At 73.2% G+C, this 19,982-nt stretch carries 18 protein-coding genes; 11 read left to right on the forward strand and 7 right to left on the reverse strand.

Going from position 1 to position 19,982, the window contains the following annotated elements:
- Positions 1-52 precede the first annotated feature (52 nt).
- The 8 genes from ABZ464_RS12695 (at position 53) to ABZ464_RS12730 (ending at position 8,522) form a co-directional block, all read left to right on the forward strand.
- A complete protein-coding gene (locus tag ABZ464_RS12695) occupies positions 53-1,105 on the forward strand; it encodes a BMP family ABC transporter substrate-binding protein (protein ID WP_359274950.1) in 1,053 nt (350 codons plus the stop codon).
- On the forward strand, positions 1,086-2,624 hold the full coding sequence (locus tag ABZ464_RS12700; protein WP_359274953.1) for an ABC transporter ATP-binding protein: 1,539 nt from the start codon (positions 1,086-1,088) through the stop codon (positions 2,622-2,624). Before ABZ464_RS12695 ends, ABZ464_RS12700 begins: the two co-directional genes overlap by 20 nt.
- 1 nt (position 2,625) lies before the next feature.
- A complete protein-coding gene (locus tag ABZ464_RS12705; RefSeq protein ID WP_359274956.1) occupies positions 2,626-3,666 on the forward strand; it encodes an ABC transporter permease in 1,041 nt (346 codons plus the stop codon).
- Positions 3,666-4,532 (forward strand): ABC transporter permease, encoded by an 867-nt coding sequence (locus tag ABZ464_RS12710; RefSeq protein ID WP_359274959.1) that lies wholly within the window; start codon positions 3,666-3,668, stop codon positions 4,530-4,532. The genes ABZ464_RS12705 and ABZ464_RS12710 overlap by 1 nt, the downstream gene beginning before the upstream one ends.
- Positions 4,529-5,290 (forward strand): nucleoside phosphorylase, encoded by a 762-nt coding sequence (locus tag ABZ464_RS12715; protein WP_359274961.1) that lies wholly within the window; start codon positions 4,529-4,531, stop codon positions 5,288-5,290. The genes ABZ464_RS12710 and ABZ464_RS12715 overlap by 4 nt, the downstream gene beginning before the upstream one ends.
- Positions 5,287-6,615, forward strand: a complete 1,329-nt coding sequence (locus ABZ464_RS12720; protein ID WP_359274963.1) for an amidohydrolase — start codon at positions 5,287-5,289, stop codon at positions 6,613-6,615. Before ABZ464_RS12715 ends, ABZ464_RS12720 begins: the two co-directional genes overlap by 4 nt.
- 90 nt (positions 6,616-6,705) lie before the next feature.
- Positions 6,706-7,377 carry a FadR/GntR family transcriptional regulator gene (locus ABZ464_RS12725; protein WP_359274966.1) on the forward strand — a complete coding sequence of 224 codons (672 nt, stop codon included), beginning with the start codon at positions 6,706-6,708 and terminating at the stop codon, positions 7,375-7,377.
- A 155-nt stretch (positions 7,378-7,532) separates the two neighbouring features.
- Entirely contained in the window at positions 7,533-8,522 is a 990-nt protein-coding gene (locus tag ABZ464_RS12730) for a PAC2 family protein (protein ID WP_359274969.1), read from the forward strand.
- 82 nt (positions 8,523-8,604) lie between these two features.
- Here ABZ464_RS12730 and ABZ464_RS12735 read toward each other — a convergent pair whose 3' ends face one another.
- The 5 genes from ABZ464_RS12735 to ABZ464_RS12755 all read right to left on the reverse strand — a co-directional run bounded on the left by ABZ464_RS12735 (position 8,605) and on the right by ABZ464_RS12755 (position 13,248).
- Positions 8,605-9,567: a superoxide dismutase gene (locus tag ABZ464_RS12735; protein ID WP_359274972.1), complete on the reverse strand. Its 963-nt coding sequence runs from the start codon at positions 9,565-9,567 to the stop codon at positions 8,605-8,607.
- A gap of 174 nt (positions 9,568-9,741) precedes the next feature.
- The gene (gene mshC, locus ABZ464_RS12740) at positions 9,742-10,971 is read right to left on the reverse strand and encodes a cysteine--1-D-myo-inosityl 2-amino-2-deoxy-alpha-D-glucopyranoside ligase (protein ID WP_359274975.1); all 1,230 of its coding nucleotides are present in this window, start codon (positions 10,969-10,971) and stop codon (positions 9,742-9,744) included.
- Between the two features lie 115 nt (positions 10,972-11,086).
- Positions 11,087-11,920, reverse strand: coding sequence for an SCO1664 family protein (locus tag ABZ464_RS12745; protein ID WP_359274977.1), 834 nt, complete (start codon positions 11,918-11,920; stop codon positions 11,087-11,089).
- On the reverse strand, positions 11,884-12,474 hold the full coding sequence (locus ABZ464_RS12750; RefSeq protein WP_359274980.1) for a DUF3090 domain-containing protein: 591 nt from the start codon (positions 12,472-12,474) through the stop codon (positions 11,884-11,886). The genes ABZ464_RS12745 and ABZ464_RS12750 overlap by 37 nt, the downstream gene beginning before the upstream one ends.
- 87 nt (positions 12,475-12,561) lie before the next feature.
- The gene (locus ABZ464_RS12755; protein ID WP_359274981.1) at positions 12,562-13,248 is read right to left on the reverse strand and encodes a histidine phosphatase family protein; all 687 of its coding nucleotides are present in this window, start codon (positions 13,246-13,248) and stop codon (positions 12,562-12,564) included.
- A 140-nt stretch (positions 13,249-13,388) separates the two neighbouring features.
- Here ABZ464_RS12755 and corA point away from each other — a divergent pair, with 140 nt between their 5' ends.
- Positions 13,389-14,384, forward strand: coding sequence for a magnesium/cobalt transporter CorA (gene corA, locus ABZ464_RS12760; protein ID WP_359274984.1), 996 nt, complete (start codon positions 13,389-13,391; stop codon positions 14,382-14,384).
- 9 nt (positions 14,385-14,393) lie between these two features.
- Here corA and ABZ464_RS12765 read toward each other — a convergent pair whose 3' ends face one another.
- Positions 14,394-15,182, reverse strand: a complete 789-nt coding sequence (locus ABZ464_RS12765) for a ferritin-like domain-containing protein (protein ID WP_359274987.1) — start codon at positions 15,180-15,182, stop codon at positions 14,394-14,396.
- 180 nt (positions 15,183-15,362) lie between these two features.
- The gene (locus tag ABZ464_RS12770; protein ID WP_359274989.1) at positions 15,363-16,418 is read right to left on the reverse strand and encodes an LLM class F420-dependent oxidoreductase; all 1,056 of its coding nucleotides are present in this window, start codon (positions 16,416-16,418) and stop codon (positions 15,363-15,365) included.
- Between the two features lie 324 nt (positions 16,419-16,742).
- Here ABZ464_RS12770 and ABZ464_RS12775 point away from each other — a divergent pair, with 324 nt between their 5' ends.
- Complete coding sequence (locus ABZ464_RS12775; protein ID WP_359274992.1) at positions 16,743-17,729, forward strand: aldo/keto reductase; 987 nt, start codon at positions 16,743-16,745, stop codon at positions 17,727-17,729.
- Positions 17,726-19,936 carry a helix-hairpin-helix domain-containing protein gene (locus ABZ464_RS12780; RefSeq protein ID WP_359274994.1) on the forward strand — a complete coding sequence of 737 codons (2,211 nt, stop codon included), beginning with the start codon at positions 17,726-17,728 and terminating at the stop codon, positions 19,934-19,936. Before ABZ464_RS12775 ends, ABZ464_RS12780 begins: the two co-directional genes overlap by 4 nt.
- Positions 19,937-19,982: the final 46 nt, after the last annotated feature.

Below are 19,982 nucleotides of genomic sequence, written 5' to 3' on the forward strand. Positions count from 1 at the left end.
TCACCCGCTCACCGTCGAGCGTGGTTCGCCGTACCTCCGGAAGGTCCCCCCGATGTCCCGCAGAACCCGCCGTACCCTGCACGCAGTTGCCGCCTCCGCGCTCCTCGTCGGCGCCGCCACTGCGTGCAACGCCGCCGCCAAGGACGACGCCTCCGACAGCGCGAGCGGCGGCAGCGCCACGTCCTTCACGCTCGTCACCCCGGACGCCGTCGGGCAGAACGAGTTCCTGAAGCTCGCCGTCACCGGCGTCAAGGACGCGGCGAAGGCCCACGACGGGACGCAGAAGGTGTACGAGTCCACCGACACCGCCTCCCAGCAGCAGAACGTGCAGGCCGCGGTGGACGCCAAGCCGGACGTCATCGTGCTCGTCGGCTTCGAGTTCGCCGACCTCGTCGCCCAGCAGGCGGAGAAAAACCCGAAGCAGCAGTTCCTGATCGTCGACGCGTGCACGACGAAGACGTACCGGAACGTCAGCTGCGCGGTGTTCCGCGAGCACGAGGGCGTCTACCTCGCGGGCGCCGAGGCCGGTCTGCTGAGCAAGTCGGGCAAGGTCGGCGCGGTGGACGTGCTCGACACGCCCCAGTTCCGCCGCTACAGCGACCCGTTCGCGGCCGGCGCCAGGAAGGTCGCCGCGAAGACCGCGACCTCCACCCGGTTCGTCGGCGGCCAGTCGCCGTTCGACGACTCGGCCCGCGCCAAGGAGCAGGCGAACACCCTGCTCTCCCAGGGCTACGACCAGATCATGGCGGCCGCCGCGGCCGGCAACTACGGCGTCTTCGAGGCCGCGAAGGCCAAGGGGGCGTTCGCGTACGGCGTGGACGTCAACCAGTGCCCCTCGGCGCCCGGCACGGTCGTCGACAACGTGATCAAGCGCACGGACGTCGCCGTCGAGAAGGGCGTCGAGGCGGTGCTGGGCGGCAAGACGGGCACCACCGTCTCGTACGGCCTGAAGGAGGGCGGCATCAGCCTGACCGGTCTGGAGGACGGCGTCGACTCCTCGAAGTGCGTGATCGCCGACCACAAGGACGTCCTGACGAAGGTCGAGGCGCTGCGCGACCAGATCGTGTCCGGAGAGCTGAAGGTCGATGACCCCGCCGCCTCCTGAGTCCGCACTCGCGGTCGAACTCCGGGGGATCACCAAGCGGTTCCCCGGCACGCTCGCCAACGACGACGTCGACCTGAGCGTCCGCCGGGGCGAGATCCACGCCCTGATGGGTGAGAACGGCGCGGGCAAGTCCACGCTGATGTCGGTCCTGTACGGCATGGAGCGCCCGGATGCCGGGACGATCCGTGTCGAGGGGCGGGATGTGACCTTCGCCAGCCCGTCGGCCGCGATGGCCTCCGGGCTCGGCATGGTCCACCAGAGCTTCAAGCTGTTCGACTCGCTGACGGTCGCCGAGAACGTCGTGTACGCCGCCGAGCCGCGCCGCTTCGGCCTGGTGGACCGGGCCGCCGCCCGCCGTCGGGTGCGCGAGCTGGCAGAGGAGCACGGGCTGGCCGTCGACCCGGACGCCCGGGTGGGCGAGCTGCCGGTCGGGCTGCGTCAGCGGGTGGAGATCCTGAAGCTGCTGCACCGGGGCGCGCGCACGCTGATCCTCGACGAGCCGACGGCCGTGCTCACCCCGGCGGAGGCGGACGCGCTGTTCGCCGTCCTGAAGTCGCTGACCGCGCAGGGCCGTACGGTCGTCCTCGTCACCCACAAGCTGCGTGAGGTGCTGGAGGGCTCCGACCGGGTGACGGTCCTGCGGGACGGCCGGGTCGTCGCCCGGCTGGTCACCGCGGAGACGACGGCCGACGAGATCGCCGCCGCGATGACCGGCCGGTCGGTCGAGCTGGAGCGGATCCACACGCCGGGCACCCCGGGGGAAGCGGTGCTGGCCGTCGCCGGTCTCACCACGGACTCCGTCCACGGAGTGGACCTCACCGTCCACGCCGGGGAGATCGTCGGCATCGCGGGCGTGGCCGGCAACGGGCAGAGCGAGCTGATCGGGGCGCTGGCCGGACTGCGGCCGATCACCGCGGGCGAGGTCACCCTCCGGGGCGAGGACATCACCCACGCCTCGGCCGCCGAACGCCGGGCGAAGGGCCTCGCGTACGTCCCCGAGGACCGCCACGCGGTCGGTACGGCGCCCGCCGCGACGGTCGCGGAGAACCTGGCGATGGGGCATCACCGTACGTCCCTGTCCTCGCGCGGTCTGCTGCCGCCCGCCGCCGTCCGCGCCCATGCCCGCAAGCTCGTCGAGCGGTTCGGGATCAAGGCGGCGACCACCGAGGTGCCCGCCTCCGCCCTGTCCGGGGGCAACCTGCAGAAGCTGCTGATCGGGCGGGAACTCGCCCATGACGCCCCGCTGCTGCTCGTCGAGCAGCCGACGCGCGGGGTGGACATCGGCGCCATCCAGAACATCCACGACCAGCTGATCGCCCACCGCGACGCCGGTCACGCCGTCCTGCTCGTCTCGGCCGAGCTGAGCGAGATCCGGGGGCTCGCGGACCGGGTCCTGGTGCTGTACGAGGGCCGCGTCGCGGCGTCGTACACCAAGGAGGAGGCGGACGAGCGGACGCTGGGCCTGGCGATGGCGGGCGCCGCCGCCCCGGCCCCGGAAGCGGCGGAGGCCACGGACTGACATGACACATACATCCCTCGCGGGGGCGCTGCGCTCCCCGCTCACCTTCTCCGTGCTCGCGGGCCTACTCATCGGCGCGCTGTTCCTCGTCGGCACCGGCGCGGACCCGCTGACGGCGTACGAGGCCGTGGTGACCGGCGCACTCGGCGGCGACGGCATCGGCGCGACGCTGACGACCACCACCAGCGTGCTGGGTCTGGCGCTCGCGCTGGCGGTCCCGCTGCGGGCCGGGCTGATCAACCTCGGCGGCGACGGGCAGATGGTCCTCGGCGGGATCACCGCCGCCGTGACCGGCCTCAACTCCCCGCTGCCCGCGCCCCTCACCGTCGTCCTGGCGCTGCTGGCGGGCACGGCGGCGGGCGCCGGGTACGCGGTCCTGGCCGCGCTGTGCGAGAACCACCTCGGGGTCCCGCTGCTGGTCAGCAGTCTGCTGCTGAGCTATCCGGCGGTGTCGCTGGCCTCCTATCTGGCCCGCTACCCGCTCAAGGAGCCCGGCTCCAGCCTGCCGCAGACCCGCGCCCTGCCGGACGGTGTGGCGCTGCCCGCGTTCGGCGACACGACGGTCACCCTCGGGCTGGTGCTCGTCGTGGTGGCCGCCGCCGCGTACTGGTTCACCGACCGGCGCACCGCCCTCGGCTACGAGATCCGCATGACGGGCCTCAACTCCCGTTTCGCCGCGTACGCCGGCGTCGAACGCCGCGGGCTGACGCTGAAGCTGATGTCCGTCTCCGGAGGTCTCGCCGGACTCGTGGGCGCCATCGGGGTGCTGAGCTTCCCGTACCGCTTCGTGGACGGCTCGCTGACCGCGCCCGGTTACACCTGGACCGGGCTGACGGCGGCGCTGCTGGCCGGCGCGGCCCCGCTCGGCACGGTGGTCGCCGCGTTCTTCTTCGCCGTCCTCCAGGTCGGCGGGCTGGCGATGGAGCGGACGACCGAGGTGCCGCGCGAGCTGACGCAGGTGCTCCAGGCCATCGTGATCGTGTTCCTGGCGGCCCGACTGCGGTTCCCCGCCCGTCTGTTCCGGAAGCGGGAGGCCGTCTGATGTTCCTCGACTCCGATCTTCTGATGTCGGCGCTGCGCGCGCTGACCCCGATCCTGCTGGCCGCGCTGGGCGGTGCCCTGTGCGAGCGGGCCGGGGTGTTCAACATCGGCCTCGAAGGCATGATGCTGCTGGGTTGCTTCACCTCGGTGGCGACCAGCTGGTTCACCGGCAGCCCCTGGCTGGGCGTCCTCGCGGCGGCCCTCGCGGCGGCGGCGTACTCGCTGATCCTGGCCCTGGGCGCGGTGACGCTGAAGGGCGACGCGGTGGTCCTCGGCATCGCCATGAACCTCCTCGCCGTCGGACTGACCAGCTTCCTGCTGCGCACGGTCTTCGGTGTGCAGGGCACCTTCGACGACCCGTCCCTCCAGGGGCTCCCGCTGATCGGCGGCTTCAGCCCGCTCGCCCACCTCTCGTGGGCGGCGGTCGCGGTGGCCGCGCTGCTGCTGTCCCGGCATGTGTGGGGGCTGCGGCTGCGCGGGGTCGGCGAGGCGCCCGACGCGGCGGCCACGCTCGGGGTGCGTCCGGCGACGTACCAGTACGGCGTGATCCTGCTGTCCGGGGTGTTGTGCGGTCTCGCCGGCGCCCAACTCGCCCTCGGCAACGTCACGTTGTTCACCGAGAACATGACGGCCGGCCGTGGTTGGATCGCTGTCGTGGCCGTCATGCTGGGCCGGGCCGCGCCGCTCGGAGTGCTGCTCGCGGCGCTGCTGTTCGGGCTCGCGGAGGCGGCCGGGTTCCGTCTCCAGGGCCTCGGCCTGCCACAGCAGGCGACCGACGCCGCGCCGTACGTCGTCACGCTCGGCGCCCTGTTCCTGACGACGGCCCGCCGCCGTCGTACCCCCCGTCCCTCTGGAGCACGTTCATGACGCAGGACCTCCTGCCCATCACCCGCATCCCCCGCACCGGTCTGCCGGCGCACGCGGTGGTCGTCGGCGACCCTGCGCGCGCCGCCGCCGTCGCCGCGCTGCTCGACGGCGCCGAGGAGGTGTCGTACCACCGCGAGTACCGGGTGTTCAGCGGGAGCTGGAAGGGCGTGCCGGTGGTCGTCGCCTCGCACGGGGTGGGCGCGCCGGGCGCGATCCTGCTGTTCCAGGAGCTGGCGGAAGCGGGCGTGACGGTCTTCCTGCGGTTCGGTACGGCGGGCGCGATGAAGCCGGGGATCGCCGACGGCGACCTGGTCATCGCGGAGGCGGCCGTCCGCGACGACGGTGTCACGCATCAGCTGCTGCCCCCGGAGTACCCGGCGGTCTCCAGCCCCGAGGCGGTGTTCGCGCTGCAGCGGGCGGCCCGCGAGCAGGGCGCCCCGCACCACCGGGGGCTGGTGTGGACCCGGGCGGCCTTCCAGCCGGGGCTCCTCCCCCTCTTCTCCTACGACGGCGCGGGGCTCGCGGCGATCGAGATGGAGCTGTCGGCGCTGCTGGTCACGGCCTCGCTGCGCGGGCTGGTGGCCGGCGGTGTGCTGGTCGTGGACGGGGCGAACGCCGACGAGCTGGTCGACGAGGAGGCACCCTTTTCGACGGGCCGCTACGACCCGCACCGGGAGGTCGTCGCGGCCGGGGTCGAGCGGGGCGCGGTGGTGTCGCTGGAGGCGCTGCGGCTGCTGGCCGAGGGGGATCAGGCGTGAGCATCGATCTGCTGGTGCACGGCGGTGACGTGCTCACGGTCGACGAGGCCGGGACCGTCGTACGGGACGGGGCGGTCGCCGTCCACGACGGAGAGATCCTCGCCGTGGGTCCGTCGGCGGACCTTCGTGAGCGGTACGAGGCCGCCGAGGAGATCGACGCCGAGGGCTGTCTGGTCCTGCCCGGACTGATCAACACCCATACGCACCTCGCGATGACCCTGCTGCGGGGCCGTGCCGACGACGTCACGCTCCAGGGGTTCCTGGAGCGGGTGCTGCGGTGGGAGGCCGAGCTGCTGGAGCCGAAGAACGTGGCGGCGGCGGTCCGCCTGGCGATCGCGGAGAGCGTACGGGCCGGGGTGACCTCGGCGCTGGACATGTACTGGTTCCACGAGGCGGCCGAGGAGGCGGCGCGCGCGGCGGGCTGGCGGCTGCTGACCGGGCCGACCTTCATGGACGTGCCGGAGCCGCCGGACGGCAGGGACTTCGGGGCGCGGCTGGACTGGGCGCGGCGGGATCTCGAGGCCCGGGGCGCGGCGCGCGGCGGGCACCGGCCGGTGGTCTTCGCGCACTCGGCGTACACCCTCTCCCCCGGGCAGCTCACCGAGGTGTTCGCGCTGGCCCGGGAGTTCGGGGCGCTCGTGCACCTGCACGCGGCGGAGAACGCGACCGAGGTGGCGACCGTCGAGGTGCGGTACGGGAAGCGGCCGGTGGAGCTGCTGGACTCGCTCGGGCTGCTCGGCCCCGATGTGCTGCTCGCGCATGCCGTGGATCTGACCGGGCCGGAGATCGCGGCGCTGGCCCGCACGGGTACGGCCGTCGCGCACTGTCCGGTGTCGAACCTGAAGCTGGGGTGCGGGATCGCGCCGGTGCCGAGGCTGCTGAGCGCGGGCGTGACCGTGGGGCTGGGGACGGACGGGGCGGTCAGCTCCAACTCGCTGGACGTGCTGGGAGCGGTGCGGCAGGCGGCGCTCGTGCACAAGGCGGGCGGCGACCCCACGGCGGTCGGCGCCGAGCAGGCCGTACGGATGGCGACGGCCGAGGGGGCTCGGGCGCTGGGGCTCGGGGACCGGCTGGGGTCCCTGGAGGCGGGCAAGCGGGCCGATCTCATCGTGCTGGATCTGAACGCGCCCCATCTGCGACCGGCGCACGACCCGTGGTCGACGCTGGCGTACGCGGCGCACTCGGCGGATGTGCGGGACACGGTCGTGGACGGGCGGGTGCTGATGCGGGACCGTGCGCTGAGGACGCTCGACGAGCGGGCGGCGGTCGCCGACCTGGAGGTTCTCGTCCGATCACTCCCCAGCGACGCGGTGCCGTGCTCATAATGACCTGAGACATCCGATGTCTGGGCCGATGTCCGGGCCGATGTCCGGGCCGATGTCCGAGCTGGTCGGGAAGCGAGAGGGAGGCCGGTCGTGGCAGTCACCGACGAAGCGATCGAGAAGATCAAGGGCATGATCGTCTCGGGTGCGCTGCGCCCCGGCGACCGGCTGCCGAAGGAGAGCGAGCTGGCCGCCGAACTGGGGCTGTCCCGCAACTCGTTGCGGGAGGCGGTGCGCGCCCTGTCGCTGATCCGGATCCTGGACGTGCGCCAGGGCGACGGCACTTATGTGACCAGCCTCGATCCCCAACTGCTCCTGGAGGCGCTGTCGTTCGTCGTCGACTTCCACCGCGACGACACGGTCCTGGAGTTCCTGGCGGTGCGCCGCATCCTGGAGCCGGCCGCGACCGCGATGGCCGCCCTGCGGATCAGCGAGCAGCAACTGGACGCGCTGGACGCCCAGTTGGACAAGCTGGGGGACGCGCCGTCGGTGGAGGAGCTGGTCGCCTGCGACCTGGAGTTCCACCGGGGCATCGTGCAGAGCGCGGGGAACTCGGTGCTGTGCTCGCTGCTCGACGGGCTGTCCGGGCCGACCACGCGGGCGCGGATCTGGCGGGGGCTGACACAGGAGGACGCGGTCGCCGGGACCCTGCGCGAGCACCGCGCGATCCTGGCGGCGCTGCGCGACCGGGACGCGGAGGCGGCGCGGTCCTGGGCGACCGTGCACATCGCCAGCGTGGAGCACTGGCTGCGGTCCACCCTCTGAGCGCGCCGTCCGAGAGGGGGGTTGCGCGGGGTGTTCGAGCGTGGCGAACGGGGCAGTGATCCGTTCACTCCCCCGTGCAAGGGGGCTGCGGGCGCCCCCGCGGAACGCCGTAAGGTTGGGTGGTCAGGCGAGGGCACGTCGGAAGGAGGCGCTGGGTGATCGAGCTCGAGGGGGTTCCCGAGCTGATCGACCCGGTCATGGTGGCCGCGTTCGAGGGCTGGAACGATGCCGGCGACGCCGCCTCCACCGCGGTCGCGCATCTGGAGCGGGAGTGGAAGGGCGAGGTGTTCGCGGCGCTGGACGCCGAGGACTACTACGACTTCCAGGTGAACCGTCCCACGGTGTTCATGGACGGCGGCGTGCGCAAGATCACGTGGCCCACGACAAGGTTGTCCGTGGTGCGGGTCGGCGGCGAGAAGCCACGGGATCTGGTGCTCGTGCGCGGTATCGAACCGTCCATGCGCTGGCGCTCGTTCTGCAACGAGCTGCTCGGCTTCGCGCACGAGCTGGGCGTGGAGCTGGTGGTCATCCTGGGCGCCCTGCTCGGGGACACCCCGCACACCCGACCGGTCCCGATCAGCGGGACGACGTCCGACGCCGATCTGGCGCAGCGGATGGACCTGGAGGAGACCAAGTACGAGGGCCCGACGGGCATCGTCGGCGTGCTCCAGGAGGCGTGCACGCACGCGGGGGTGCCTGCGGTGTCGCTGTGGGCGGCCGTACCGCACTACGTCTCCCAGCCGCCGAACCCGAAGGCGACGCTGGCGCTGCTCAACCGGCTCGAGGACCTGATCGACGTGCGGATCCCGCTGGGCGAGCTGCCCGAGGACGCGCGGGCGTGGCAGGTGGGCGTGGACCAGCTGGCGGCGGAGGACAGCGAGGTCGCGGAGTACGTGCAGACGCTGGAGGAGGCCCGCGACACGGCGGAGCTGCCGGAGGCGTCGGGCGAGGCGATCGCCCGTGAGTTCGAGCGCTATCTGCGGCGCCGGGACGGCGGGGGGCCGCCGGACCCCGGGGAGCGGACCCGGCCGCCGAGGCCGCCGAGGCCGAGCGGGGAGACCGGTGAGGCGGGTGAGGCCGGTGAGGCTGGTGAGGCCAGTGACACCGGGGACTCGCCCGGGGACGAGGATTCGTCGGAGCACTGATCGCGGCGGTGTGATCGCGCCGGTGTGACCCGGGCGGTGCTGATGGGGGCGGTGCGTTTCTCGGAACGCACCGCCCCTTCCGTCATGCCGGGACGGCGACGACCGCGTACGTCGTCGTGGGTGTCGGCGTCGTCGTGAACCGGGCGTTGGGCAGATAGAGCCGGCTGCCGAAGGCGGCCACCGTGGTCGGCACGTCGAAGTCGGCGTCGGTGATGCGGCGCCGGAAGACACCGCTGCGGCCGTCGGCGGCCAGGGTGAACACGTCGATCGCGTTCTGCCGGTTCTGTACGACGTACAGCGTGCGCCCGGTGCGCAGCAGCCCGTCGCCGTTGGTGAGGGGGGCCGCGTCCCCGAGGTCGACCAGGGTGGTGACGCCGGTGCGCGGGTCGACGCGGTGCAGTCCCCCGGCGCCGCTCTGGACGACGAGGAGCGCCGAGCCGTCCGGGGTGCGGGTGATGCCGTTGGCGTTCACGGATCCGTCGTCGGCCTGGGTCCAGTCACCGCTCAGCGGGAGGCGTACGACGTCGGCGGCGTCCGGGAGTTCACCGCGCCGGCCGAGCGGCAGGGCGTACAGGACCGGCTGGAAGGAGTCGGTGAACCAGGCCGCGCGCGGGGTCAGGTACACGTCGTTGGTGAAGGTGGGGGTGGTGGTGGCGAGCGGGTAGGAGGCGAGGATCTCGCCGCTGCGCGCGTCCACGACCCGGGCGCCGGCGTCGCGTCCGGCGACGAACAGCCGCCCCCGGTCGTCGAGTTTGAGACCGACGGAGGCGGTGCCGGGTCCCGCCGAGACGATGGCGCCCTCGCCGGTGCGCAGATCGGCGCGGTAGATCGAGCCGTCGCCGAGGGAGCCGAGGTAGGCGTAGGGGGCGCGGCCGATGGCGATGCCCTCGGGGCGGAAGCCGTCGGGCAGGGGGATGACGTCCGGCCAGGAGGCGGCGGCGTGGGCGGACGTGCCGAGGGAGGCGGCGCCTAAGGTCGCGGTGCCGATCGCGAGCAGTCTGCGGCGGGAGAGGGGATGTGCGAAGGAACCGTGTGTGGGTGCCACGGAGCGTCCTTCCGCGAAGGGGACCGGCAGTTGGCCGGTCCAGCGGTCAACTACCGCCCCACCTCACCACATGGACCCCGCCGGCCACAGCCTCTCGTGGGCGGTCCACAGCATTTCGACAGTAAGGAAGGGCCCTTCACCGGACGAACCGGCGAAGGGCCCCTCGTACGCGGTTTACAGCGCGACGCCGAGCAGGGCGTCGACGGCCCGGGAGACGACTCCGGGGGCGCTGATGTCGGTGCCGCCGCGCTCCTCCTGGAGGGCCGCCCAGCGGTCGACGGCGGCCAGCGCGGCCGGGGCGTCGAGGTCGTGCGCGAGGGCCTCGCGGATCTCGTCCACCAGGGCCTCGGCGGGCGGTCCGTCGGGGCGGGAGACGGCGGCGCGCCAGCGGCCGAGGCGGGCGACGGCGTCGGCGAGGACCTGGTCGGTCCACTCCCAGTCGGCCCGGTAGTGGTGGGCGAGCAGGGAGAGGCGGATCGCGGCGGGGTCGACGCCGTCCGCGCGGAGCCGGGAGACGAAGACGAGGTTGCCCTTGGACTTGGACATCTTCTCGCCGTGCAGGGCGACCATGCCGGCGTGGACGTAGGCCTTGGCCATGGGGAACTCGCCGGTGAGCACCTGGGCGTGCGAGGCGCCCATCTCGTGGTGCGGGAAGGCGAGGTCGGAGCCGCCGCCCTGGATGTCGAAGGTCATGCCGAGGTGGTCCAGGGCGATGGCGACGCACTCGATGTGCCAGCCGGGGCGGCCGCGGCCCAGGGAGCCGCCGTCCCAGCTGGGCTCGCCCTCGCGGGCGGCCATCCAGAGCATCGGGTCGAGGGGGTTCTTCTTGCCCGGGCGGTCCGGGTCTCCGCCGCGCTCCGCGGAAAGGAGGCGCATGGCGGCGGCGTCGAGGTTCGAGACCTGGCCGAAGTTCGGGTCGGACTCGACGGAGAAGTAGATGTCGCCGTCCAGCTCGTAGGCGGCGCCCGCGTCCCGGAGCCGTTCGACGAGCGGGACGATGCCGGGTATCGCCTCGACGGCGCCTATGTAGTGCTGCGGGGGGAGCATCCGCAGGGCGGTCATGTCCTCGCGGAAGAGGGCGGTCTCCTTCTCGGCGAGGGCGACCCAGTCGACGCCGTCGCGCTCCGCGCGCTCGAGGAGCGGGTCGTCGACGTCGGTGACGTTCTGGACGTACTGAACCTGCCGCTTGGTGTCGAGCCACACGCGCTGCACGAGGTCGAACGCGTTGTAGGTCGCCGCGTGACCCATGTGGGTCGCGTCGTACGGCGTGATGCCGCAGACGTAGAGACGGGCGACGGGACCGGGATCAAGGGTGACCAAGCCACCGGTCGCGGTGTCGTGGATCCTCAGGTCGCGGCCCTGACCAGGCAGGGCGGGGACCTCGGAAGCGGGCCAGGCATGCATGTCATGAGCGTAACCCGGACGGATGTTGTGCATACGAGCCGGAGCGGGCCGGATGACCGGGAAGGCGCTCTTGCGTGTTTCCGCCCCGTGTGCATCCCCGGGTGCACCCGTCCCGTTACACCGGCGGCCAGGGGATGGCGGGCCACTCGCCGCTCGGCTCGGGGTGCTTCCCGCTCTCCAGCAGCGCCTCGACCCGCGCGCGCGTGGCGTCGACCTCATCCCGTGTGACCAGGGCGGACAGAGTGCCGGTGAGCGTCCCGGAGGGCTCCAGCGCGGCCCTGAGGCCCTTGAGGACGTCCAGGGCCTCTCCGGTCAGGGGCTCCCCCGCCCAGCCCCACAGGAGGGTGCGCAGCTTGTTCTCGGTGTTGAAGGTCACTCCGTGGTCGATGCCGTAGAGCCGGCCGTCGGCGGTGGGCAGCAGGTGGCCGCCCTTGCGGTCGGCGTTGTTGATCACCGCGTCGAGGACGGCGAGCCGTCGCAGCCGCTCGTCGTCGGCGTGCACCAGCAGCGCGGTCCGCCCCTCGCCGACCTCGGCGAACCCGATCGCCTTCCAGCCCGGCTCCGGTTCCTCGCCGTCGACCAGGGCGAGCAGTTCGGCCTCGGGGGCCACCTCGATCCACAGCTGGCACATGCCCTCGCCGTACGGGCCGTCGCGCAGCACGGTGGGCGGCACCAGGCCCCAGCCGGTCGCCTCGGAGACCTCGTAGGCGGCGACCTCGCGGCGGGCGAGGTTGCCGTCGGGGAAGTCCCACAGGGGTCGCTCGCCGGCCACGGGCTTGTAGACGCAGGCGGCCTCCCGGCCCTCATGGGTGACGGTGCAGTACAGGGCCGCGTTGGAGGCGTCGCGGATCCGGCCCCGTACGGTCAGCCCGCCCCGGGCGAGAAGCTCGGCGGAGGCCGGGTCGGTGGTCGTCACGCCCCGCGGCGGTATCCGTTCTGGCGCGGACATACGTGTCCTTCCGGGTCGAGCGGCAGGCTGCACAGCGGGCACGGCGGCCGGCCGGCGTTGACGACGTCGAGGGCGCGCTTGGCGAAGGCTCTCGCCTGGGCGCCGGTGAGCCGGACCCGCAGCATCGGGGGCCCGTTCTCCTCGTCCTGCAGGAGGCGTTCCTCGGCCTCGGCGAGATCCTCCTCGGAGTCCGCCTCGAGCTCCACGAGCGCCTGCGCCTCGACGATCATGCGCTGTTCCTCGCCGTCCCAGGCGAGGGCCATGGTGCCGACCCGGAACTCCTCCTCGACGGGGGCGTCGAGGGGGCCCGTGTCGGCGTTCTCGGCGGGCGCCACGGCGGGCACCGAGGCGCTTCCGCCGCTACGGCGTACGACCTCGTCCAGCAGCTCGTCCATGCGCTCGGCGAGCGCGGCGACCTGGGTCTTCTCCAGGGCCACGCTGGTCACCCGGGCGCCTGCGGTGGCCTGGAGGAAGAAGGTACGGCGCCCGGGCAGTCCGACCGTACCGGCCACGAAGCGGTCCGGTGGGTCGTAGAGGAACACCTGACGGGACACGTCCTGTCTCCATGGGAGTCGTGGGTTCGGGAACGTCCATGCGTGTACGCGTGTGTGTGGACCGCTTCACCCTACTGCGGCCGACGATCACGGTGCGCCCGCGCCGCCCCCGACCGTCGCGTCACCGCTCGGGGGTTCCTCCCGCGGCGCCAGCGAGGCGAAGTCGCCGGTGTCGCCGAGGCGTACGAGAAAGGGCCGCAGCCGGGTGTAACGGATCGCTGTGATGGAACACGGTTCGACGGAGATCCGCTGGAAGAGGTCGAGATGGAGTCCGAGGGCGTCCGCCACGAGCGACTTGATGATGTCGCCGTGGGAGCACATCAGATAGACGGCGTCGGCGCCGTGGTCGCGCTCCACGCGCGCGTTCCACTCGCGTACGGCCTCGGCCGCGCGGGTCTGCATGGCGCGCATGGACTCGCCGCCGGGGAAGGCGGCCGCGGACGGGTGCGCCTGGACGACCTCCATCAGGGGTTCGTCCATCAGTTCGGCGAGTTTGCGCCCCGACCAGTCGCCGTAGTGCGCCTCCCCGATCCGCTCGTCGGTGTGGACGGACAGGCCGGGGCGGGCGTCGAGGAGGGGCCGGATCGTCTCCTGGCAGCGCTGCAGGGGGCTCGCGACGACCTCGGCGAGCGGCAGCCCCTCCAGCCTGCCGGGCAGCGCGGCGGCCTGTGCGGCTCCGCGCTCGTCGAGGGCGACGCCGGGCGTCCAGCCGGCGAGCAATCCGGAGGTGTTGGCGGTCGAACGTCCGTGCCGGACGAGGATCAGCGTGGGCATGCGGACCAGCCTAGGGCCCTTCTGACGGATCTCCGCGGGAGAAGGAGCGGCGTCCGGCACGTGCTCTCGGCGTGCCGTCAGAAGGGCCCTGGGCACACGCGCGCGTGCGCCGGGGGTCCGTCGAGGGGAGAATACGCTCCGTGATCGTCGACTGCGGGATCTACCGCGACGGGCACCGCGCGGAGGGGCCGGAGGATCTCTCCGACGCCCTGGCCGAGGCGCGCGCGTCGGGCGGTTTCGTGTGGATCGGGCTGTACGAGCCCACCGAGCAGGAGTTCGAGCACGTCACCGAGGAGTTCGGGCTGCATCCGCTCGCCGTGGAGGACGCCCTCAACGCCCACCAGCGGCCCAAGCTGGAGGTGTACCACGACTCGCTGTTCCAGGTGTTCAAGCCGGTCGTGTACGAGCCCGAGAGCGACGCCGTCTCCTCCGGCGAGATCATGGTCTTCCTCGGCGACGCCTTCGTGGTCACCGTCCGCCACGGCGAGGGCTCGCCGCTGGGCTCCGTGCGGCGGCGGCTGGAGGAGGAGCCGGAGATCCTCGCCAAGGGGCCCACGGCGGTGCTGTACGCCATCGCGGACGCGATCGTCGACCACTACCTGGAAGTGGTGACCGAGCTCGGCACCGATCTGGAGGAACTGGAGGCGGAGGTGTTCTCGCCGTCGGGCGGCGGTTCGCGGAACACCGCATCGCGGATCTACCGCTTCAAGCGGCAGCTCCTGGAGTTCCGCCGCGCGTCCGTCCCCCTGATGCCGCCGATGACCCGCCTGGCGGACGTCGGCGGCCTCGGCTCGGAACTGCCCTTCGTCAGCGAGAAGGCACGGCACTTCTTCCGGGACGTCAGCGACCACCTCACGCGCGTGAACGAGTCCGTGGAGGGCCTGGACCGGCTGGTCTCCGACATCCTCAGCGCGCATCTGGCGCAGATGAGCGTCCGCCAGAACGACGACATGCGGAAGATCTCCGCGTGGGCGGCGATGGCGGCCGTGCCGACGATGATCGCCGGGGTCTACGGCATGAACTTCGACCACATGCCGGAGCTGCACTGGCTGTGGTCGTACCCGGCGGTGATCGCGCTGATGGCCGCCCTGGAGGTGCTGCTGTACCGGCTGTTCAAGCGACGGGGCTGGCTGTAGCTCCCCCGCTCAGGCGTATTCCGGGGCGGGGGTCGCGGGTCCGCCGAGGGCGTCGCGGCGCTCGGGCATCTCCAGGGACACCATCCGCCGCCAGCCCGCGAACCGCTCCCAGGCGTACAGGCCGTGGATACCGGCCGCGAGGACCGCGGACTTGGCCTTCGGCCAGCCCAGGATGCGGCCCATGTGGGCCATGACGGCGAGGCTGACGTCGCGGTAGACCCGGATCTCGGCGAGCGCGCACACGCGCAGGGTGCGCTGGATGGCGCGGCCGTGCCCGGCGTGGGCGAAGCGCAGCAGTTCCTCGTGGCAGTAGGCGAGGTGGTTGTCCTCGTCGTGGGAGATCATCTTCACCGCGCGGCCGATGTCGGGGTGGTCGGCGAAGTACCTGCACAGCAGGTCCATCTGCTCGGAGGCGCGCTGCTCGGTGACCCGGCTGTGGGCGAGGTAGGTGACGATGTCCTGGACGGTCAGCGGCCGGTCGGCCCGGAGCCTGTCGTGGGCGAGGCCGATGCCGCTGCGCTCCAGGAGCATCGTGTAGTCGGTCTCCGGCGGCACCGGGACGGGCCGGACACCGCGCTTCTTCATCAGGGCGTTGAAGATGCGGCCGTGCTTGTCCTCGTCGGCGCCGTGCCGGGCGATCTTGGGGGCGAGGTCGCGCTGGTCCGGCGGGACGAGCGCGGCGATCCGGGCGTTCTCCCAGCCGCCCTGCGACTCCCCGCCGGCGGCGATGGAGCAGAACAGCGCGAACGACTCGTCGTGGTCGAGGATCTCCTGGAACAGACTCTTGGCCGAAAGCATGCAAATCAGTCAAATGCGGGACGACACAGCCCGCAACAGATGTGTCCGGGGACTCGGCCGAAAGGATGAGGCCCACGGCGCCGACGTGGGGCGTAACCGCGCGCGCTCCGGCGCGTTGTTCTCCGTGACGGCCGTGGCGGGGAAGACCCCCGAGCCCCCACCACGGCCGCTGGAATTTCCCTACACCAGGCCGGCGAGCTCCAGCGCGCGCGAGCCCGCGCGCAGCGAGGCGAGGCGCTCGTCAAGGGTGAAGCCGGCGGGGGCGAGGGTGAGGGTGGTGACGCCGGCCGCCGCGTAGGCCTTCATCCGGTCGGCGATCCGCTCCACCGAACCGAGCAGCGTGGTCCGGTCGATCAGGTCGTGCGGGACCGCGGCGGCGGCGCCCTGCTTGTCGCCGGCCAGGTACTTGTCCTGGACCTCGGCGGCCGCCTCCTCGTAGCCCATGCGCCGGGCGAGCTGGTTGTAGAAGTTCTGCTTGCGGCTGCCCATGCCGCCGACGTACAGGGCGGTGTACGGGCGGAAGGTGTCGGCGAGCTTCTCGACGTCCTTGTCGTCGCCGACGGCGAGCGGCAGCGTCGGGCAGACGTCGAAGCCCTCCAGGGTCTTCCCGGCCTTCTCGCGTCCGGCCCGGATGTGCCGGAGCGCGGTGTCCTCGATGTGCTCGGCGGACGGGAAGATCAGCAGCGCGCCGTCGGCGATCTCGCCGGTCTGCTCCAGGTTCTTCGGGCCGATGGCGGCGATGTACAGCGGGATGTGCTCGCGCTCGGGGTGCACGGTCAGCTTGATCGGCTTGCCGGGGCCGTCGGGCAGGGGCAGCGTCCAGTGCTCGCCCGCGTACGACAGCCGCTCGCGCGTCATCGCCTTCCGTACGATCTCGACGTACTCGCGGGTGCGGGACAGCGGCTTGTCGAACTTGACGCCGTACCAGCCCTCGGAGACCTGCGGTCCGGAGACGCCGAGGCCGAGGCGGAAACGGCCGCCGGAGAGGGAGTCGAGGGTGGCGGCGGTCATCGCGGTCATCGCGGGCTGACGCGCCGGGATCTGGAAGATGGCCGAGCCGACATCGATCCGCTCCGTCTTGGCCGCGACCCAGCTCAGCACGGTGGCGGCGTCCGAGCCGTAGGCCTCGGCGGCCCAGCAGACGGCGTACCCGAGGCGGTCGGCCTCCTGGGCGACGGCCAGGTTGTCCCCGTCCATTCCGGCACCCCAGTAGCCGAGGTTGATCCCGAGCTGCATGGCCGATTCCCCTTACCGATCAGTAACGACGCTGTCGTGCCGACCTTAGCGCGGGGGACGGGGAGCCGGGAGGGCGGTGTGGCGAGGGTCGCGTGGTGGCGCGGGGGGAGTGGGGTGGGGCGGGCGGGCGGTGAAGGGGTGGGGTGGGGCGGGCGTGCGGTGGAGGGGAGTTGGCGGAACGGCGGGTGTCTCGGGAGGGTGGTCGGGCGTGTGGCCTGCGGGGCAGCGGGACGGTGGGGTGGCCGGGGTCCGTGGGTGACGCGCGGAGATTCCGTTGTCCACAGGCAACCCACGGCCCAGTTCTGGCCAGTAATCTCGGCGTTCATGGAGCAGAGGCATCTCGGCCGCACCGGCCTGCGTGTGTCCCGCATCGGGCTCGGCACCCTGACCTGGGGGCGTGACACCGACGAGCACGACGCCGCGGACCTCTTGAAGACGTTCTGGGAGGCGGGCGGCACCCTCGTCGACACGGCGGACGTGTACGGCGACGGAGAGGCCGAGTACCTGCTGGGACGGCTCATAGACGGCCTGGTGCCCCGGCGCGACCTGATCATCTCCACCAAGGCGGGCAGCGTGCCCGACCCGGACCGCCGCTTCGACGGCTCCCGGGGCCATCTCCTCGCCGCCCTGGACTCCTCCCTCGCCCGGCTCGGCACGGACCACGTCGACATCTGGCACGTCCACGCCTTCGACCCGGACACCCCGCTGGAGGAGACGCTCCAGGCCCTCGACATCGCTGTCGCCAGCGGCCGCGCCCGCTACGCCGGCGTGTCCAACTTCTGCGGCTGGCAGCTCGCCAAGGCCGCCACCTGGCAGCTCGCCGCACCCGGCGCCCGCACCCGGCTCGCCAGTACACAGATGGAGTACTCACTGCTGCAGCGCGGCGTGGAGCGCGAGGTGCTCCCGGCCGCGCTGGACCTGGGCATCGGCCTGCTGCCCTCCTCGCCGCTCGGCCGGGGCGTCCTCACCGGCAAGTACCGGGGCGACGCCCTGCCGCCCGACTCGCGCGCCGCCTCCGACCACTTCGCGCCCTTCGTCGAGCCGTACCTCGACGACACCGCGAGCCGCATCGTCGACGCCGTGACCACCGCGGCGGACGGCCTCGCGGTGACCCCGCTCCAGGTCGCCCTGGCCTGGGTCCGCGACCGGCCCGGCGTGGCCGCCCCGGTGGTCGGCGCGCGCAACGCGCAGCAGCTCACGGCGGCGTTGTCAGTGGAGGCCCTTACTCTTCCTGACGAGATCTGCCGGGCTCTCGACGACGTGTCGGCGCCCGTGCACCGCTATCCCGATCACGACTGGAGCACGCTGTGAGCACGGAACCGGATTCCTCGGACGAGACCGAGAACACCGGGCCGGGAACACCGGACGGTGACGACAGCGCCCCGGCCACGACCGGGAGCGAGACCGAGGAGACCGCCGCGACACCGGCCGCCGCGGGCGAAAGCGCCGCGGGCGAAAGCGCCGCGCAGGTCACCGAGGCCCAGGCCGAGCTCGCCGCGCAGAAGCTGGAGCGGGAGCGGATCGAGCGGCGCAGGGCCGACAGGGCGGGGCCCATCGACAGCGGGGCCAAGCTCAGCGGCAAGGCCGCCGATCTGCTCGCGGCGGTCCGTGCCGTGGAGGGCGGGGCCAAGCCCGCGGCCACCGTCTTCAGCGCGCCGGAACCCCCGCGCCGGCCCGCCGACCGGGAGCCTGTACGGCACCCGCAGCCGGCGCCCGCCGGGACCCCGGCCGCCGCCCCGGCCCCCGCCGAGGAGACCGTGGCGGCCGTACGGCGCGTGCTGACCGACGGCGGTGCCCCCGAGGCGCTCGCCGCGCAGGTCGCCGGGGCACTCGGCGAGGGCGCGGAGGACCTGCTGCGGGAGGACCCCTGGCACCTGCTGCGGGTCGGCGGCGTCCGGCCCGAGCAGGCCGACGGCTTCGCACGGGCCCTGCTCGGGGCGGAGTGCGCCCCCGACGACGAGCGCCGGGGCCGCGCGCTGACGGTCTGGCTCCTGGAACAGGCGGCCCTGGCCGGTCACACCGCGCTGGAACTCCCGGCGCTCACCACGGCGCTCGCCCAGCGGTCCGTGCCGGACGCCGACGCGGCCGTGCAGAGCGCGCTGGCCGAGGGCGAGGCGCTCGCCTTCCAGGACGCGGTGGAGGAGCCCGGGGCACCCGCCGGCGCATCCGCCGCCCAGGCCTCGGCAGCCACCGACGATTCCGAGGACGCCACCGAAGAGGCCGAGGACGACCGTCCGGTCCGGGTCCTGGTCGGCCTGGAGCGGTACGCGCTCGCCGAGGAGAGCCTCGCGGACGGCCTGGCCAGGATCGTGAACTCCCTGGCCAAGGAGGCCGCCACGGAGGCGGGGTGGGAGTCGGCCGCGGCCTCGGCGTCCGGCAGCGCCGCCGAGCTGATCCGCGCCGTCGCCGGGCACGGCCTGGTGCTGCACACCGGCGGCGAGGCCGCCCGCGCCGAACCGGCCGCGCTGCTCAGCGCCGCCCGCTCCCTGGGTCTGCGCGCGGTCGCGGCCTGTCACACCCCCGACGGCCGGGACCGCATCGCGGCCCGGGCGGGCGAGGAGGGCGCCGCCGTCACCGTCCACGGGCTGCTCGCGGGCACCGAGGGCCCCGGCCGGGACGCCGACGGAGCGCTCGCCCTGGACCTGCTGATCGTGCCGGACGCGCCGCGACTCGACGTGGAGAGCGCCGCGATGGTGGTGGAGTCGCTGCCGGACGGCGCCCGGCTGGTGCTGAGCGGTGATCCGGCGGAGCTGTGGTCGGCCGGTCCGGGCCGGGTCTTCGCCGATCTGCTCGCGGCCCGGGTGTGCCCGCAGATCGCCTCGCGCACGCCCGACCCCGGCCCGCTCGGCGAGTTGCTCTCCGGGATCGGCATCGGCGAGCTCAACCAGGTCGAGGCGCCCGGCAAGGAGCTGGTGATCGTGCCGGTGCGGGACGCGGCCGAGGCGGTGCACCGGACCCTGCAGCTCGTGCTGGACTCGGTGCCGCGAGCCTTCGGCGTCGAGCCCGGCCGGACGGTGGTGATCACCCCGGGCCATGGCGGCGCGGCCGGCACCCGCGCGCTGAACGCCGCGCTCAAGGAGCGCCTCAACCCCGGTCCCGGCCGCTTCGGCGGCTTCGACCCCGGGGACGTGGTCGCCCACTCCCCCGCGCCGGGGCGGACCCAGCTGGGCCGGGTGGAGAAGGCCGACGCGGACGGGCTGCACCTGTCCTGTGCGGGCGCCCCCGTCGTCGTACCGAAGGAGCGGGTGGAGCAGTCGGTGCGGCACGGCTGGGCGCTGACCGCGCACCAGGCGCTGGGCAGCCGGTGGCCGGCGGCGGTCGTGGTGCTACCCGGCGACGCCGCGCAGGCTCTCTCCCGGCCCTGGGTGTACACGGCGTTCGGGCGGGCGGAGCGGCATCTGTCCGTGGTGCACGGTGTCGACCAGGCGCTGGCGAGAGCCGTCGCCGAGGTCCCGGCGAAGCCGCGCACGACCCGGCTGCCGGTCCTGCTGCGGACCCAGGTCCCGCCGGCCGGCTGAGCCGCCGGGCAAGAGGCGGGACACGGCGGCGGCCGGGACGGGTCTC

This window comes from Streptomyces sp. NPDC005820 (assembly GCF_040630255.1).
Classification (GTDB): Bacteria; Actinomycetota; Actinomycetes; order Streptomycetales; family Streptomycetaceae; genus Streptomyces.

Excerpts from the sequence above, each read along its gene's own strand:
- ABZ464_RS12695 (WP_359274950.1), top strand. The coding sequence starts at position 53 with ATGTCCCGCAGAACCCGCCGTACCCTGCACGCAGTTGCCGCCTCCGCG.
- ABZ464_RS12700 (WP_359274953.1), top strand. The coding sequence starts at position 1,086 with ATGACCCCGCCGCCTCCTGAGTCCGCACTCGCGGTCGAACTCCGGGGG.
- ABZ464_RS12705 (WP_359274956.1), top strand. The coding sequence starts at position 2,626 with ATGACACATACATCCCTCGCGGGGGCGCTGCGCTCCCCGCTCACCTTC.
- ABZ464_RS12710 (WP_359274959.1), top strand. The coding sequence starts at position 3,666 with ATGTTCCTCGACTCCGATCTTCTGATGTCGGCGCTGCGCGCGCTGACC.
- ABZ464_RS12715 (WP_359274961.1), top strand. The coding sequence starts at position 4,529 with ATGACGCAGGACCTCCTGCCCATCACCCGCATCCCCCGCACCGGTCTG.
- mshC (WP_359274975.1), bottom strand. The coding sequence starts at position 10,971 with ATGCATGCCTGGCCCGCTTCCGAGGTCCCCGCCCTGCCTGGTCAGGGC.
- ABZ464_RS12745 (WP_359274977.1), bottom strand. The coding sequence starts at position 11,920 with ATGTCCGCGCCAGAACGGATACCGCCGCGGGGCGTGACGACCACCGAC.
- ABZ464_RS12755 (WP_359274981.1), bottom strand. The coding sequence starts at position 13,248 with ATGCCCACGCTGATCCTCGTCCGGCACGGACGTTCGACCGCCAACACC.
- ABZ464_RS12765 (WP_359274987.1), bottom strand. The coding sequence starts at position 15,182 with ATGCTTTCGGCCAAGAGTCTGTTCCAGGAGATCCTCGACCACGACGAG.
- ABZ464_RS12770 (WP_359274989.1), bottom strand. The coding sequence starts at position 16,418 with ATGCAGCTCGGGATCAACCTCGGCTACTGGGGTGCCGGAATGGACGGG.
- ABZ464_RS12775 (WP_359274992.1), top strand. The coding sequence starts at position 16,743 with ATGGAGCAGAGGCATCTCGGCCGCACCGGCCTGCGTGTGTCCCGCATC.